Origin of the sequence: Halalkalibacter flavus (assembly GCF_036663575.1) — a bacterium.
GTDB classification, from domain to species: Bacteria; Bacillota; Bacilli; order Bacillales; family Bacillaceae_D; genus Halalkalibacter; species Halalkalibacter flavus.
The window spans coordinates 144885-161223 of the sequence record NZ_JAWRVK010000004.1; the positions used below are offsets into that span (position 1 = coordinate 144885).

Here is a 16339-nt window from a genome sequence, read left to right on the forward strand (position 1 = left end):
TAATTCGAGTCTAACGTAAATTTAGGCTCGTCGTATTGCAACCTTAGTAGCTACCTCAACGTTACATATTTGAACACATCAAGAAATACAAAATAAAAGAGGTGCCAAAAATGGGGATGAGTAAGAAGAGAGTATTAAAGATAACGGCAATGTCGTTAGGCCTAGCAGCAATGTTAGGATTTGCTCAAAGTGCAGGTGCAGCAACTTATGAAGTAAGGAGCGGTGATACGTTGTACCGGATTGCTACAGAAAATAACATAACCGTAAATGAATTAAAGCAAATGAATAAGTTGACAAGTAATATCATTTATCCTGGTCAGAGATTGCAAGTAAAAGATGGGATGCTTGTGTCTTATCAAGTGAAAAAAGGTGATACGCTTTATAGCATATCTAGAACCTATAACATGACGGTCGAGGAGTTAAAAAAGATAAATAACCTAGAAAACATTATCATTTATCCTGCTCAAACTTTAAAGGTAAAAGACGCCAATGCAGTGAAGTATGAGGTCAAAAAAGGAGATACACTTTATAGCATTTCAATAGCTAACAACATGACGGTTGCAGAATTGAAGCAAATGAACAATTTAACTTCTAATCTTATTTTTCCAGGACAACAACTCGCCGTTTCTAAAAGTTCAACTATAAATAAAGAAATAAAATTGAATGTACAAAGTGGATTTCAATTTGTGAAAGAAGAGCCAGGTATTTATCAACTTTTCTCAAACCGAGATAATGGCTTCTTTGCAAGAGTCCAACTTGTCGAAAATCAGGCAACACTTTCAAGTATGAAGAACGAAGCGAAGCAATATTTACAAGTTACTGGCTCGGTTCGTGAAGTTAAAAATGTTTCACAATTGCACTCTTTTTATAAGAACAATGAGCTATATATGACAAGTGAGAATGGAAAGGTAAGGCAAAGTGTTGTCGTTAAAAAGATCAATGGACAATATATAAAAATAACTCTTCATTTGCCTGATAAGGAGGAAGCTGAGGATATTACCCCTCGTTTGTTAAGTCAGCTACAAACGATTACGTTTTAATATTGAAGCGAACAGTCTTAAGGTGCTGTTCGCTTTTTAGATCTTTTCCACAAAAAAACTGAATTTCTAGCCAAAGGTTTTCTTACTATTGCCGTGAGATGGTGTCTTTCGTTTAAATCGCCATAAAAGCGGAAATCGTATTAAGGTTTTATAATTTTTTTGGGGGGAAGAAGAGAGGGAGGAAAATGTAGATGAAAGCTCGATCCGAAGTAGAAACAATTGTAGAACTAGCAAAGGATGATAGAAGAGTTTTAGTTCGTGGAATGCAAATGAAATCACGGGAATGGATGTTTCGAATTGAATCGCCTGAGCTAGAGAGTGAAGTGAAATGGCAAGGCACATTAGAAAAGGCATTGAATAATGTTGATAAAAACTGGACTGAGTTTATTCCTGCCTATGTTCATCCAGTGTTTGGAGAAGAAATTTGGAATGTGATCAGTCAGAAAAAGATCAACCGAAACCAAGCTCTCCTTTGGGCTACGCTATGTGTTCCTAAATGGGTAAATTTAGTGCAAGGTTTACGAGCTTCTTCCCATACGGTTGTGTTTACAGGTGCGGGGATGTCAACGGAAAGTGGAATTCCGGACTTCCGTTCCAAGTCAGGATGGTGGAGGAAAGTTGATCCACGTACAGTTGCGACTGTCGAAGCTTTAGAAAATCAATATTCCCTGTTTCATCAGTTTTATTGTGCACGATTGCATGCACTTGAAGCGATTAAACCACACGAAGGACATAAGATTTTGGCTGACTGGGAGAAGAGGGGCTTTGTTCATCTGACAGTTACACAAAATGTCGATGGACTACATCAACAAGCTGGAAGCAAGAATGTCGCAGAACTTCATGGTTCTATTTCCAATGTATGGTGCCAAGCATGCGGAAAAGAAGGCACTAAGCAACAATTCATTGAAGGTGAATGCAAAAACTGCAACGGGAAACTAAGACCAAATGTCGTCTTATTTGGGGAAGCATTGCCGCAAGCTGCATGGAAAAGGTCTTTCCAACATATCAGAAAAGCGGATGTAGTTATTGTGATTGGAACGAGTTTAGAAGTTTATCCTGCTAATGAGCTCCCTTTTTTAACAAATGGGCAAACGGTTCTTATTAATATGGAAAAAGTCGACAGTAATTTTGATATCACGATTCAGGGGAAGACGAAAGATACACTTGAAGGTGTAAATGACTTGTTACAGTTACATTGAAAACGAGGTGTAATAGACACAGTGCTCTGATGACACAATTAGCAAAGGAATAACGGAGCTTTGAGTGACAGAAACCGCTGAGGAGAGCCGCGAAAAGTCCTTCAACAGAGCTCTGAGTGACAGAAACCGCTGAGGAAAGCCGGGAAAAGGTCTTCAACAGAGCTCTAAAGATAGGGAACCTCTTAACAAAAGATTCTATTTGACTGATATCTTTCGCTCAACCAATGTAAGCTCATCTGTCTCTTCTTTTGATTGGTTAACATAATGATAGAACACTCCCATTAACAAACTGCCACCGATCATGTTTCCAAGAGTAACTGGGACAAGATTATGGATCACCCCATTAAAAGTAATAGTATCTGGGTGATTTAGTACTAAGGAAATAGCAAACGTACACATGTTAGCAATGCTGTGCTCGTAACCAGAAATAAAGAAGCAAAAAACTAGTAAGACCATTGTGAAGATTTTCGCACCTTCACTTTTAAGAGTCATAGGGATAAAGAAAGCTAAACACACAAGCCAATTACATAATATCCCTCGGAAGAATAACTCTAGCCAAGGTGTATTCATTTTTTGGTCAACGACACTAAATAAAAAGCTATTCACGGAATGATCATCAAAAAGACCTGTAAAATAAATAAGGACGGCAAACAATATCGCGCCAAGGATGTTGCCAATGTAACTCATACTTAATAGTTTAGCAACGATTGCCCATTCCAATTTCTTTTGTAATGCTGTGTACGTAAAATAAAACGTGTTTCCTGTAAATAAATCAGCTCCCCCATAGGCAATGAGGATAATTGCTGCTCCGAATGTAATGGCTGCCATTGGATAAGTTAAGGGAGACTCTACTAAATAAAAGAGATTTCCTGTCTTAAAGGCAACAATCACGCCAAACCCAATAAATAAACTTGCTAAAATAGATCGCAGTAAGTAACGAAACTTACTCTGTTTGTAAACATTTTGTTTCTTCAAAGCTAATCTCTCCACTTGTGATAGCGCAGTATGTTCCATTTTGTTCACCTTTCTATTTTTATCTTCAAGTAGATTCTAGAGGTGCTTTGGATTAAGAATATCGATAATGTATCATAAAAAAAGAGGGATAATTTAAATGGAATATCAATGTCAAAATTCAGACAATTAGAGGGCGTTTACATTGTTAAGGTTTTGTGAATATATTCACAAATTGTGGTGTGAGCATATAATATGGAAAGGATCGTACCCATGAAAAATTTAAAAGATGTGTATAATTTTGATTTTGTTGAGTCACTCACAAAGGCAATAAAAACGGAATATCCCAATTATGATCGTGCTGTATGCCATCAGCTCATTTTTCAAAGAGACTGGCAAAACCTTGCTTTAAAAAAACGGATGCGACGTATTACAGAAGCACTGTATGAGACGTTACCGAAAGATTATACGGAAGCGTTACGTATCTTAACACTAGTCGATCCATCATTAAAAGAAGGCCTTAGTGGTTTAATTTTCCCTGATTATGTTGAACAGTACGGAATGAATCACTGGAACCAATCAATGCAAGCATTAAAAGAGTTTACTCAATATTCTACATCAGAATTTGCGGTTAGACCGTTTCTCCTTGCCAATCAGGAAAAAATGATCGCACAGTTAGTAACGTGGTCGACTGATACGAACGAACATGTAAGAAGGTTGGCAAGTGAAGGGGCTAGACCACGTCTCCCGTGGGGAATGACCGTGCCAAAATTGAAAGAGAACCCTTATATAGTTTTACCTATCTTAGAAAACTTAAAAAAGGATCAATCGTTGTATGTTCGAAAAAGTGTCGCGAATAATTTAAACGACATCTCCAAAACACATCCAGACCTCGTACGAGAGATTGCGAGTAAGTGGTATGGGGATCATGAACACACAAATTGGATTGTGAAACATGCATGTCGTACATTATTAAAGAAAGGTGATAAACAAGTGTTAGCGATCTTCGGTTATGAAAATGACGAAGCGGTTAAGCTGGACCATTTTACGTGTTCAAATCAAGTAGCGATTGGTGAGGCCATTCAGTTTTCGTTTCGCATTCAAGCTACTGAAGATACAAAAGTAAGAATAGAGTACGCAATTGATTATGTGAAGGCAAGAGGTAATCGGAATCAAAAGGTGTTTAAAATTACAGAGATGAAACTTCTTTATGATCAAACAAAGGAGTATTCAAAAACGCATTCCTTTAAAAATTTATCGACAAGGAAGCATTATCAAGGCAAGCATACAATTACAATTATTATTAATGGTACACCAAAAGCTTCATTGGATTTTGAAGTTGTTTAAGTCTTAATAAAAGAGACACTTGCCCTTTTGCAAGTATGTTGCAGAGCAAGTGTCTTTTTTATCTTTCATTTACTAATGTAAGCATCCGTGATTTAATGAGTTCGTAATACAGACCCGTTATCGTTTGGACGATAAGAAAAACGACAAATGAGTACGGGAGTATATACCCACTGTGGAAATGAATGATTTCGAGTTGGGTATAAAGCCAGTTGGCTCCAACCCCTAAGGTACTCCAGCCAATGATGTACCAAACAAATGTTTTTTTATTGATCTCTAATCTTTCATAAAAGTAGATGAAGAAATAACTGATTGGAGCAAATAAAATGTAATAGAGAAGATCGAATAATTCATATCTAGGTGAATCATTCACTTGATAAAAGTCAAATAACCCTCCACCAATGGTGAAATCAAAAAACATTGCACTAGCAAATCCCCATAATAAACTAAATAATGTGATATAACGAGGCAACCTTCTTGAAAGAAGCCCAAATACAGTAAAAACCACGATAAGCATCATTAAAATTGAGAGTTCATTAATTCCTAATTGTTCCCATAAAATCATAAGTAGTTTACCTCGCGATAAGCAAATTTAATTAAAAAACGATACGTATAAAAAGCAATCAAATGAAGAAGGGCAAAGTAGATGGCATCATACCCAATATTCCAATTAACGTACGTGAGAATCTGAAAGAAGATCGAGACTCCAACAAGTAAGAGCATAGTCCCTAACGATAAAATGGTAAGGTAAATACGACGAGACTTATTCTTAAATGTATGAAATAAGTTAACATAGACAACTAAAATCATAGGTATTATCAAACTTCGATTAAGTAAAAAGGCAATATAACTTAGTGTTTCTTCGGCCACAGTCACAAACCTTAACTCTTCAAAAAGGATCCACGAAAAATTAATGTTAATCACGAGAATCAACAAAAAGATAAAGGTATTTTCGAAAATGTTTAGTTTTTTTTTCATCACGATAAATAGTGATGAAATAAGGTATGTTAGTAAGAAAAAAAGTGCAAACCCCAAATTTATCCACTCCATTTTTTTTTAGCTGTTGCTATTGTTTACTATCTATTTGGAAATATACAGAACCAATAATCCAAAAAAATTTAAGTTGTTCCAACAGTTATTCAAAAAAATAGCTTCAAACATCAAAATAGTTTTGTCAGTGAACCGTATGAAAAAGGTGGAAGAAGTTTACACTACTTTATGATTATTGATAACCGTAAACCATGTTTTAGTGTGGAAGATGGACTTATACATATGCCAGTTTGATTTATGGTGAAAGGGGATGTTGTCATGAGTAGGAAAGGGTATCCAGTTGCACAAGGCTTGTATGATCCAGTTAATGAACATGAAGCTTGTGGAATTGGAATGGTCGCAAATATTGATGGAACGAAAACGCATGAAATTGTAGAAAATGCAATTACGATTTTGTGTAATTTGGAGCATCGAGGAGGACAGTCGGCCGATACGAGCACGGGGGATGGGGCAGGAATCCTGACGCAAATCCCGCATTCCTTCTTTGAGAAGCAATGCGAAAAAGAAAACATCATTCTTCCAAGTGAGGGCGGTTACGGGATTGGGATGGTTTTTTTGCCTCAGGATCCTAGTATAAGAAAACAAGTTCAAAAACAGATTAAAGCTGTAGTTGAAGAGGAAGGGCAAACATTTCTTGGCTGGCGGACTGTTCCTGTCAATGACTCCTTTGTTGGAGATATGGCGAAAAAGTCAAAGCCATTTATCCGCCAAATGTTCATCACACCGTCAAGTGAAATAACTGATCAAGATGTTTTTGAAAGAAAATTGTATGTCATTCGAAAACGGTTGGAAAAAGAAGTTCCAGCGACTGATAAAGAGCATCAGGAAGGCTTCTATATTTGCAGTTTATCAACGAGAACAATCGTTTATAAAGGGATGTTAATTCCTGAGCAATTAGACTCGTTTTATATTGATTTAAATCACCCTTATTTTAAGTCAGCGTTAGCGCTCGTCCACTCCCGCTTTAGTACAAATACATTTCCAAGCTGGGAGCGTTCACATCCAAATCGGATGACGATTCATAATGGAGAATTTAATACGATCAAAGGAAATGTGAAGTGGATGCAAGCGCGAGAGGCCCAGTGTAAATCAGATCAATTTGACGCAAATGATCACCAAAAGCTCTTTCCGGTGATAGATACGGATGGTAGTGATTCATCGATGTTTGATAATTGTTTTGAATTTCTGCATTTGTCAGGACGCTCGTTAGCTCACACAGCAATGATGATGATTCCTGAGCCTTGGGCAAATGATGATCTAATTAATCCATTGAAAAAATCATTTTATGAATATCATAGCTGTCTAATGGAACCGTGGGATGGTCCAGCAGCAGTCGTATATACGGATGGTAAACAAATTGGTGCTTGTCTTGATCGAAATGGACTTAGGCCGGCAAGATATTACGTCACAAAAGATGGAATGATTGTTTTAGGGTCAGAAGTGGGCGCGCTTGATATTTTTGCAGAGGATATCGAATATAAGGATCGCTTGCATCCAGGAAAGATGCTGCTTGTTGATTTAGAGAAAGGCCGAATTATTCCTGATGAAGAAATTAAAGAAGAAATTTCTTCTGAATTCCCATATCAAGACTGGTTGAATGAACATTTAGTTAGCTTTAATGATTTGTCTGAATTAAAAAGCGAAAGTATTTCGTTTAACGCAGAAGAACGAACAATACAACAGCTTGCTTTTGGTTATACAAATGAAGAGCTGAATAAAATGTTAAAACCAATGGTGACAGATGGGAAAGATCCTGTTGGTTCAATGGGATATGATTCACCTCTCGCTGTTTTATCAAAAAAGCCACAGCTTTTATACAACTATTTTAAACAGCTTTTCGCCCAAGTGACGAATCCACCAATTGATGCTATCCGTGAAGAAGTAATTACATCAGTCCTTACAACAATTGGACCAGAAAGAAACTTATTGAACCCTGAACCTGAGAGTTGTAGGCAACTTCAATTAGAAAGCCCTATTTTGAGCGGTGAGCAGTTAGAGAAGCTTAGTTCATCTTCATTCAAGGTCGAGACACTTTCTACATTATTTTCTATAGATAACGGTGTTCCGAATTTTAAAGAACAGTTAGAAATGCTCTTTAATAAGGCAGACCAAGCAATTGAAGGTGGAGCAATATTACTCCTTTTATCAGATCGTGGAGTGGACAAGACTCATGCGGCATTACCTATGTTATTATCTGTCTCAGGTTTACACCATCATCTCATTCGTAGTGGAGCACGCTCAAAAGTAAGTATTTTAGTCGATTCAGCCGAACCAAGAGAAGTTCACCATTTCGCAGCGTTACTTGGGTTTGGTGCAGAGGCTATTCACCCGTATTTGGCGTATGATTCATTACGTGGGCTGATTGAAAATGGCGACATAAGAGATATGGAGATTGAAAACGCAATAGATGTTTATCGACAAGCGGCAACAGATGGGATTTTAAAAGTTTTATCAAAAATGGGGATTTCAACGATACAAAGTTATCGAGGAGCTCAAATTTTTGAAGCAATTGGAATCGATCAAAGTGTGATTGATAAGTACTTTACACAAACAGCATCCCGCATTGGTGGAATTGGCCTTGATATCATTGCACAGGAAGTAATGATGCGACATAAACATGCTTTTGCAGAAGTGCGTGGAACGGAAAAAACACTCGATTCAGGGGATGATTTTCAGTGGCGTCAAGACGGAGAAGATCATCAATACAATCCAAAGACGATTCATCTTTTGCAACAAGCTTGTCGCTCTAACAGTTACAAATTATTTAAAGAGTATTCAAAAATGCTAACAGATACGAACCACAATTTGCAGTCTATTCGCGGCTTGCTTTCCTTTAAAAAGCGTGAACCAATTCCAATTGATGAAGTAGAATCTGTTGAGCAAATATGCAAAAGGTTCAAAACAGGTGCGATGTCATACGGGTCGATTAGTAAAGAAGCGCATGAAGCTCTGGCAATTGCGATGAATCGAATCGGTGGAAGGAGCAACTCTGGTGAGGGAGGGGAAGATCCAGAAAGATTTACTCCCGATCCGAATGGAGACTTACGTCGAAGTGCTATCAAGCAAGTCGCTTCAGGTCGTTTTGGGGTAAATAGCTATTACCTTATGAATGCAGATGAAATTCAAATAAAAGTTGCGCAAGGAGCGAAGCCAGGAGAAGGCGGGCACCTTCCAGGTAAGAAGGTGTATCCGTGGATTGCCGAAGTGAGAGGTTCCACACCTGGTGTTGGTCTCATCTCGCCGCCTCCACATCATGATATTTATTCAATTGAGGATTTGGCTGAATTAATCCATAATTTAAAAAACGCCAATCCGTCTGCTCGAATTAGTGTCAAGTTAGTATCCGAAGTTGGCGTCGGTACAGTTGCAGCCGGTGTTGCCAAAGGACGAGCCGATCTTGTTCTTATTAGCGGGTACGACGGCGGCACTGGGGCAGCACCAAGGACGAGCTTAAAGCATGCGGGTTTGCCTTGGGAAATCGGACTTGCCGAGACACACCAAACGTTGTTATTAAATCGGTTGCGTGACCGAATTGTCGTTGAAACCGATGGGAAGATGATGACGGGGAGAGACGTTGTCATTGCTTCACTTCTAGGAGCAGAAGAATTCGGATTTTCAACCGCACCATTAGTCGTGTTAGGCTGCATCTTAATGCGCGTTTGTCATCTTGACACATGTCCAGTAGGAGTGGCAACTCAGAATCCGGATCTAAGAAAGAAATTTCCTGGAGAAGCAGAGCATGTCGCAAATTTTATGAGATTTATCGCTAGAGAAGTACGAGAATTGATGGCTGAACTAGGATTTAGAACAATGAATGAGATGATTGGTCGAACGGACGTATTGGAGGCTAATCAGGCGATTACGCATTGGAAAACAAAAGGAATTGACCTTAGTGAATTGCTTTATCAGCCGGACGTACCTGAAAAAGTTAGCAGATATGCCACGGTGGAGCAAGCTCATGGACTCGATAAGACATTAGATGCTCAGGAGTTAATCCCACTGTGTACGGAGGCAATTGAAAATCAAGAAAAGGTCAAAGCGACTTTTTCAATTCGTAACATCAACCGTGTTGCAGGAACGATGCTTGGAAGTGAAATTACGAAGCGTTACGGAGCAATGGGCTTGCCAGAAGACACAATTGACCTGACTTGCAAAGGATCAGCCGGGCAAAGCTTTGCTGCCTTTATTCCACGAGGACTCACAATGAGACTTATTGGTGATGCGAACGACTTCTTAGGAAAAGGCTTATCAGGTGGTAAGATTATTGTTCACCCTTCACGAAAAAGTACTTTTGTACCAGAAGAAAACATCATAGTCGGAAACGTCTCTTTTTACGGAGCAACGGCTGGTGAAGCTTATATCAATGGCATTGCAGGGGAACGATTCTGTGTGAGGAATAGTGGTGCTCATGTTGTAGTAGAAGGGGTAGGCGATCATGGTTGTGAGTACATGACCGGTGGGAAAGTCGTTGTTCTTGGAAAAACAGGAAAGAACTTTGCAGCTGGAATGTCAGGCGGAGTCGCATATGTATTCGATGAATCAGATGATTTTAGTAGAAAATGCAATCAGGAGCAAGTAATTTTGGGGCAAGTAAGCGACGAGGCTGAGATTCAAATGGTGTACCAATTGGTAGAAAAACATGTACAGTATACGAATAGTCCACTTGGAAAAAGATTGCTTGAAGATTGGTCAAGGATGAAAGATAAGTTTGTTCGAGTCATACCAAAAGACTATTTAGAAATGCAAGAGCGAATCCTGCGTTATGAAGCTACCGGATTAAGCAAATATAAAGCCGCACTTGCGGCATTTGAAGATAGTAAAAAAGCAGTGAATCAAATAAAAGATGGAGGGTGAGCGATGGGAAAGCCAACTGGTTTTATCGATTATCAAAGGCAGTCTAGACCCGAACGTGACCCTAAAAAACGGATTGAGGATTGGGACGATTACACGTTACGACTTGATGAAAAAGAACTAAAGCAACAGGGTGCTCGCTGCATGGACTGCGGAATCCCAACCTGTCATACAGGAACGATGTTAAATGGGATGACCTCTGGTTGTCCTGTTCATCACTTGATTCCTGAATGGAACGATCTAGTTTATCAAGGACAATGGCAAGAAGCATTGCGTCGCGAGCATAAAATGAATAATTTTCCTGAATTCACTGGAATGGCTTGTCCGGCCCCTTGTGAAGGCGCCTGTGTTCTTGGAATTAACGAACCGCCAGTTGCGATTCGTTCCATTGAGCTAGAGATTGTTGAAAAAGGTTTTAACGAAGGCTGGGTCAAGCCAGAACCTCCAGAAGTTAGAACAGATAAAAAAGTGGCCGTAATTGGATCGGGGCCTGCTGGTTTGGCTTGTGCAGCACAGTTAAATAAAGCCGGTCACAATGTAACGGTATTTGAGCGTCATGACCGAATTGGTGGACTGTTAACGTATGGAATTCCAGAGATGAAGCTTCCGTATGCAGTCGTGGAGCGGAGGGTAAATCTTTTAAAAGAAGAAGGGATTACATTTATTACGAATACCAATGTCGGCAAGGATTACCCGATTTCTAAACTTCAGGAAGAATTTGATTCAGTCGTGTTATGCGGTGGGGCAACAAAACATCGTGACATTGAAGTGGAAGGGAGTAAGCTCAAAGGAATTCATTATGCAATGGATTTTCTCCACTCTAATACGAAAAGCTTGCTAGACTCAAACCTTGAAGACGGAGAGTACATTTCAGCGAAAGACAAAGATGTCGTTGTCATCGGTGGGGGTGATACCGGAACGGATTGTTTAGCGACATCCGTCCGCCACGGATGTAAAAGCCTGACCCAATTTGATATTTATGAGAAAAAGGGTGACGTTAGGCCAGATGACAACCCATGGCCGCAATGGCCAGTGATTCACCGAGTTGAGTATGGCCATAAAGAAGCTGCAGCAGTATTTGGATCAGACCCACGTGCTTATATGGTGATGACGAAGAAATTCGTTGGAGATGAAAACGGGCATGTGAAAGAGATTCATACAATTGGTGTTGAAACAACGAAAGATGAGTATGGCAGAAAGGTTCGTAAAGAAATTCCAGGAACAGAGAAAGTGTGGCCAGCTCAGCTTGTCTTACTAGCAATCGGATTTAGTGGTCCTGAACAAAGCCTTATTCAAAAGTTGAATGTTGAAACAGACGAACGCTCTAATGTGAAAGCAGAATATGGGAAGTATACGACCAATATTGAAGGGGTTTTTGCTGCGGGGGATATGCGCAGAGGGCAAAGTTTGATTGTTTGGGCAATTAATGAAGGTAGAGAAGCAGCAAGAGAGTGTGATCGATATTTAATGGGCGAGACTAGTTTGCCATAGGTATTAGGAATCCTGCTCCTTTTGGGGCAGGAATTATTTTAGTTAGGGATATGGCTGAAATGGCGGGCGAGTAAACTACCAACAGACCCAATTTACACCAAAAAATAATAGACAATGATAATCATTATCATTATCATATATAATGTTACTATAATCCAGTGATGGGAGAGTTGAGATGTTTATTCAATTGAGGAAAATACAAGTAACTGAGGGCAATGCAAATCAAGTAGTAGAACGTTTTAGTAAACCTGGAATTATCGAAGAACAGGAAGGATTTATTGATTCAACCGTTATGACTAAGAAGGTAAGACGAGGTGATGAAGAAGTCATTGTCCAAATTCGTTGGGAATCTGAAGAGCATTGGAAGAAGTGGGAGAAGAGTGAAGCACATATCGCCGGTCACAAAGCAAATTTAGGAAAGCCAAAGCCAGAATACATTATTCAATCTGAGGGCGGGTTGTATAATGTACATGCTGTTAAGACAGCAAAGAAATAATTTGAACAAGAGGCTTGTGCAACCTCTTGTTTTTAATTATATAGAGAAACTAATCCCGCCATCTTCACTAATTTCGATCGTTGAGTAACTTTCAAACGGCTCCATGCTGGTAATTTCAGGGCCTGCATCATTTGATAGGGTTTCCATATATTCTTCATAAACTTCCGGGTTTTTCACGAGATGATAATAATACACTCGATCTCCTTCGAATTCATCACTATTTCTTAATAAAAATCGATCCCCGAATTGTTCTTTAAACCAAGATCTTGCTTCAGAGTGACTTTGGAAATCTGGCATGTTGTTATAAATCGATGTAATATCAAAATTCATTAATTTCACCCCTTTCATACATGCTTAGTGTTGTGCATTTCTGGCATTTTATCCATAAAGGAGCGCTTACCATTATTGAAAATCGTTCATATTAGAGCGATTACAGAAAATGTATAGGTTATCAAAAAAGGATTTAGACATTTTGGACATTGATGCGAAATAATCTTATGATAGCTTTAACATAAATAAGAATGAAGAAGGATGGCGATTATGGAAGAAAAAGTCCTCATTGTAGAAGGTACAAGTGATCGAAAGAGGGTAAAGAAAGTTCTTGATGAGAATGTCAATGTTATTTGCACATATGGAACATTAAGTGAAGAGAAGCTTGAGACGTTGATTATCCCAATTGAAGATTTAGATGTTTATATTCTTGTTGATGCCGATGAAGCAGGAGAGAGTTTACGAAAACAATTAAAACGAGAATTGCCGAATGCAACTCATTTGTATACGCAAAAAGGCTATCGGCAAGTAGAAACGACGCCTTTTGATTATCTTGCTGAAGTGTTACGAGGTTATTTTAAGGTGAAGGAAATGTATTGAAATGCGTAATCGAGCCAGTATTAATTGCCGGCTCGATTAGTGCTTTCTTATTCTTCACGCCCCACTTCGGGCAGGTAAACGTTTGCTACAAATTCATTGAGTACATTTGGCAGAACTTTATACTTTCGATGCTTTAATGTTTTAACAATCGCTTTTCTTTCTTCCTTTGTAAGCATCCAGCATTCAGGAATAAATGACAGGACTTCATCAATTAAAAGCATTGGTATTGCCTGAATAATCTCAAGTTGCTCTTTAAATTTCACTTCATTCGTAATAAAACGAGCCATCATTTGATGAGTTGAGCTTTGCAGGATTCCTTCTGGCAAGTTTTCTAAGTCTGATACAGTCCAAGAGGTAGAGTCAAAACATTTAGCTTGATCAATAATTGAAAGGTGGTATTGGTTTTGGCTTATTTCTTTTAACAGTATATTATTCCGAGTTCTGTCTGTATTACATAACCAATAGTCTAGCGCGATGATCCCAGCTAGTTGTTCATTGTTTACAATTTCATTTACCGTACTCGCGCTATGCCCGTTTACTCGGTTCATTTTGTATTGTAGGGCAATGTGGTGCTTAACATAAGGTAGATCGTGAAGTTCAGGGATTGTCAGATAAACATCCCGTGGTATTTCAACTATTTTTGACGATGGAATCGGTAATTGAAGATACTTGGCTAAGCAATAGGCTAACCATTCATTTACTAATGCTTTTCTATGATGCAACAAATGAAATTTAACGACATATTCCATTTGATCATTAAATGTTAGAACATGTACGTTATTCGTATTATTTTCAAGCCTTTTTACATGTTGTATAGGGGTGATCATGATTTTCCCTCTTTCACAACTGAATGGAGCAGTTGAATGTATTGGTCTGCGCATTTGGAAATTGAAAAGTGACTGAGTACTTTGTCACGAGCGCTATTAGACATGAAAGAGTACTTTTCGTTGCTATCGATAATTTTAGTAATTGCTTTAACTGCATTCTTTTCATTGTTCTCTTTAAATAAATAGCCATTTTTTTTATGATCTACAATTTCTGGGATAGAAGAAATGTTTGGTGCAACGATAGGAACTCCGCAAGCCATTGCTTCGATAAAGGTATTCCCAAAAGACTCGCCTTTTGTTGTTGCTAGAGTGCAGCCTCCTGATTTCCTAATTTTTGAATAAACTAGTGGCATTTGCTGGTATGGAATAACTGGAAACCATTTAATAAGGTCTGTTAGTTTTTGTGCTTGCCACTCAACTGTAAATTTCTCCTTTTGAACGCTTTTTGCCCCACCAATAACCCAAAATTCCACATCATCGCGTGTGTCTTTCATGATTTGTGCGATTTTTAATAGTAGCCTCCAATTTTTTCTTTTATCAACTCGACCAATCCAGCCAATTATTTTTTTATTTTCTTGAAGAAAAGGGGCAATATCATTTGAAAAGTCATGTAATGGTTTAAAAAAAGAAACGTTAATTCCATTGTAAATAACTTGTATAGGTACATTATCATGTAGGATGGAAGTGACTCTTTTTTGATGATGGGAAGGAACGACGATGACTTCAGGATTAGTATGTTGGAAATCTAGATGAGGTGCTAGCTTGATAATTTCAGGTGTGCGCGCCTCTGTGATGATAGGACCATTATAATTAGCTTCTTGAAGCCATTTATAAGCTTCGGCTGTATCAACAACGATGATCGCATCATAATGGTTCATTCTAATAATATGAATGATTTCATTTTTATCTTTTGTTAAATAGACTTTTGAGACATCCTTCATCATGTGTATGCCGCCGAGATCTTTTGTATAAAGGAATTCAGTGTCGATTCCGTAGTTTTTAAAGTAAACCGCACGATTTCGCCAGCCAGCATTGACCCCACCAACCGTTAGAAGACGCCAGATTACTAATATCTTCATAATTCCCTCCTGTTGTAACGTTTTTACTCTACTAGTAGATGTGAGAGGTTGGGGAATTGTACGTATTAAATTCGTTAAGATTATGTGTTGTTTGTAAAGATACCCTCAAAGAGTTAATTCGAATTTTTACATTTGTTTTAATATATCTTTATACTAGATTAATATTTGCACTTTACACTAAAGGTATCTACAACAAGGAAGTGTGGCAATGAAGGAGAATCTAGTTGCTCTTATTGACCTTGGGTCTAATTCAATCCGTTTAGTTGTGTACAAAATGAATCATCAAGGCAATTTCAAGGAAGTAGAAAAGGTGAAAGTTCCAGCACGTCTAATTAATTATATAGACATACAAGAAAAGCTAGCTGATGATGGCCTGAATCTTATCATAAATACATTATTAGAATTTAAAAAGATAATTCGTGCTTATCAGATAAGTCGAGTCATCGGATTTGCTACGGCGGTCATTAGACAATCTACTAATAAGAGAAATATTCTTGAGGAAATTAACAAACAAACTGGTTTTTCATTTCGTGTTTTTAGCGAATATGAAGAAGCGTATTACGGTTATGTTGGTGTTGTCCATTCCATGGATATAAAAAATGGCATTACGATCGATACCGGTGGTGGAAGTACGGAAATCACACTGTTTCAAGATCAGAAGCTTGTCCATTATTATAGCTTTCCGTTTGGGGCAATAACATTAGACCGTGATTTCACAAAGGGTGAGCATTTGAGTGATAAACAACTTGCTCGATTGAAATATTATTTGACCACTCAGTTTGAAAGTCTTTCATGGTTGAATCAAGCAAGGTATCCTGTGATTGGTATTGGCGGCAGTGCACGTAGCTTAGCACGAGTGTTTCAAAAACAGAGAGGGAATAAAACTAAGATGAAAGCTTACGATATTCAGAAGGTCTTTGCTACGATTGCTTCCTTGCCAACTAGTAAGCGTTCGAAAATAAAAGGACTCTCTAAAAAGCGGCAAGATATTATCATTCCAAGTGTACAAACGATTTTAACATTAATGGAAGTTGTTGAAGCTCCTTATTTTGTTTATAGTGAGAAAACGATACGTGATGGAGTAGTGTATGAAGAAGTTGTCAGAAAGACCGTTAAAAATTAAAAATGTCTCAGTGGCTCT

General features: G+C 38.3%; 14 protein-coding genes. 8 read left to right on the top strand and 6 right to left on the bottom strand.

The window, feature by feature from the left end; translation table 11 throughout:
* Positions 1-110: 110 nt before the first annotated feature.
* Positions 111-1040: a LysM peptidoglycan-binding domain-containing protein gene (locus SAY88_RS04365; RefSeq protein ID WP_332629630.1), complete on the top strand. Its 930-nt coding sequence runs from the start codon at positions 111-113 to the stop codon at positions 1038-1040.
* Between the two features lie 191 nt (positions 1041-1231).
* Complete coding sequence (locus tag SAY88_RS04370; protein WP_332629632.1) at positions 1232-2239, top strand: SIR2 family NAD-dependent protein deacylase; 1008 nt, start codon at positions 1232-1234, stop codon at positions 2237-2239.
* Positions 2240-2434: 195 nt separating this feature from the next.
* On the opposite strand, the gene SAY88_RS04375 is transcribed toward SAY88_RS04370, so the two are convergent.
* Positions 2435-3253, bottom strand: a complete 819-nt coding sequence (locus SAY88_RS04375) for a formate/nitrite transporter family protein (RefSeq protein WP_332629635.1) — start codon at positions 3251-3253, stop codon at positions 2435-2437.
* Positions 3254-3463: 210 nt separating this feature from the next.
* On the opposite strand from SAY88_RS04375, the gene SAY88_RS04380 reads away from it, so the two are divergent.
* A complete protein-coding gene (locus SAY88_RS04380) occupies positions 3464-4537 on the top strand; it encodes a DNA alkylation repair protein (RefSeq protein WP_332629637.1) in 1074 nt (357 codons plus the stop codon).
* A 58-nt stretch (positions 4538-4595) separates the two neighbouring features.
* On the opposite strand, the gene SAY88_RS04385 is transcribed toward SAY88_RS04380, so the two are convergent.
* A complete protein-coding gene (locus SAY88_RS04385) occupies positions 4596-5099 on the bottom strand; it encodes a hypothetical protein (RefSeq protein WP_332629640.1) in 504 nt (167 codons plus the stop codon).
* Positions 5096-5569: a hypothetical protein gene (locus SAY88_RS04390; protein ID WP_332629642.1), complete on the bottom strand. Its 474-nt coding sequence runs from the start codon at positions 5567-5569 to the stop codon at positions 5096-5098. Before SAY88_RS04390 ends, SAY88_RS04385 begins: the two co-directional genes overlap by 4 nt.
* Positions 5570-5842: 273 nt before the next feature.
* On the opposite strand from SAY88_RS04390, the gene gltB reads away from it, so the two are divergent.
* The 3 genes from gltB to SAY88_RS04405 all read left to right on the top strand — a co-directional run bounded on the left by gltB (position 5843) and on the right by SAY88_RS04405 (position 12422).
* A complete protein-coding gene (gltB, locus tag SAY88_RS04395) occupies positions 5843-10438 on the top strand; it encodes a glutamate synthase large subunit (RefSeq protein WP_332629645.1) in 4596 nt (1531 codons plus the stop codon).
* Between the two features lie 3 nt (positions 10439-10441).
* Positions 10442-11926: a glutamate synthase subunit beta gene (locus SAY88_RS04400; RefSeq protein ID WP_332629648.1), complete on the top strand. Its 1485-nt coding sequence runs from the start codon at positions 10442-10444 to the stop codon at positions 11924-11926.
* A 175-nt stretch (positions 11927-12101) separates the two neighbouring features.
* Positions 12102-12422 carry an antibiotic biosynthesis monooxygenase gene (locus SAY88_RS04405; RefSeq protein ID WP_332629650.1) on the top strand — a complete coding sequence of 107 codons (321 nt, stop codon included), beginning with the start codon at positions 12102-12104 and terminating at the stop codon, positions 12420-12422.
* Between the two features lie 36 nt (positions 12423-12458).
* On the opposite strand, the gene SAY88_RS04410 is transcribed toward SAY88_RS04405, so the two are convergent.
* Positions 12459-12752 carry a hypothetical protein gene (locus SAY88_RS04410; RefSeq protein ID WP_332629652.1) on the bottom strand — a complete coding sequence of 98 codons (294 nt, stop codon included), beginning with the start codon at positions 12750-12752 and terminating at the stop codon, positions 12459-12461.
* 210 nt (positions 12753-12962) lie between these two features.
* On the opposite strand from SAY88_RS04410, the gene SAY88_RS04415 reads away from it, so the two are divergent.
* Positions 12963-13292 (top strand): toprim domain-containing protein, encoded by a 330-nt coding sequence (locus SAY88_RS04415; RefSeq protein ID WP_332629655.1) that lies wholly within the window; start codon positions 12963-12965, stop codon positions 13290-13292.
* Positions 13293-13339: 47 nt separating this feature from the next.
* Here the strand turns inward: SAY88_RS04415 and SAY88_RS04420 are convergent, their stop codons facing one another.
* A complete protein-coding gene (locus SAY88_RS04420; protein ID WP_332629658.1) occupies positions 13340-14119 on the bottom strand; it encodes a HipA family kinase in 780 nt (259 codons plus the stop codon).
* A complete protein-coding gene (locus tag SAY88_RS04425) occupies positions 14116-15198 on the bottom strand; it encodes a glycosyltransferase family 4 protein (RefSeq protein ID WP_332629660.1) in 1083 nt (360 codons plus the stop codon). The genes SAY88_RS04420 and SAY88_RS04425 overlap by 4 nt, the downstream gene beginning before the upstream one ends.
* A gap of 208 nt (positions 15199-15406) precedes the next feature.
* Here SAY88_RS04425 and SAY88_RS04430 point away from each other — a divergent pair, with 208 nt between their 5' ends.
* Positions 15407-16321 (top strand): Ppx/GppA family phosphatase, encoded by a 915-nt coding sequence (locus SAY88_RS04430; protein ID WP_332629663.1) that lies wholly within the window; start codon positions 15407-15409, stop codon positions 16319-16321.
* Positions 16322-16339 lie beyond the last annotated feature (18 nt).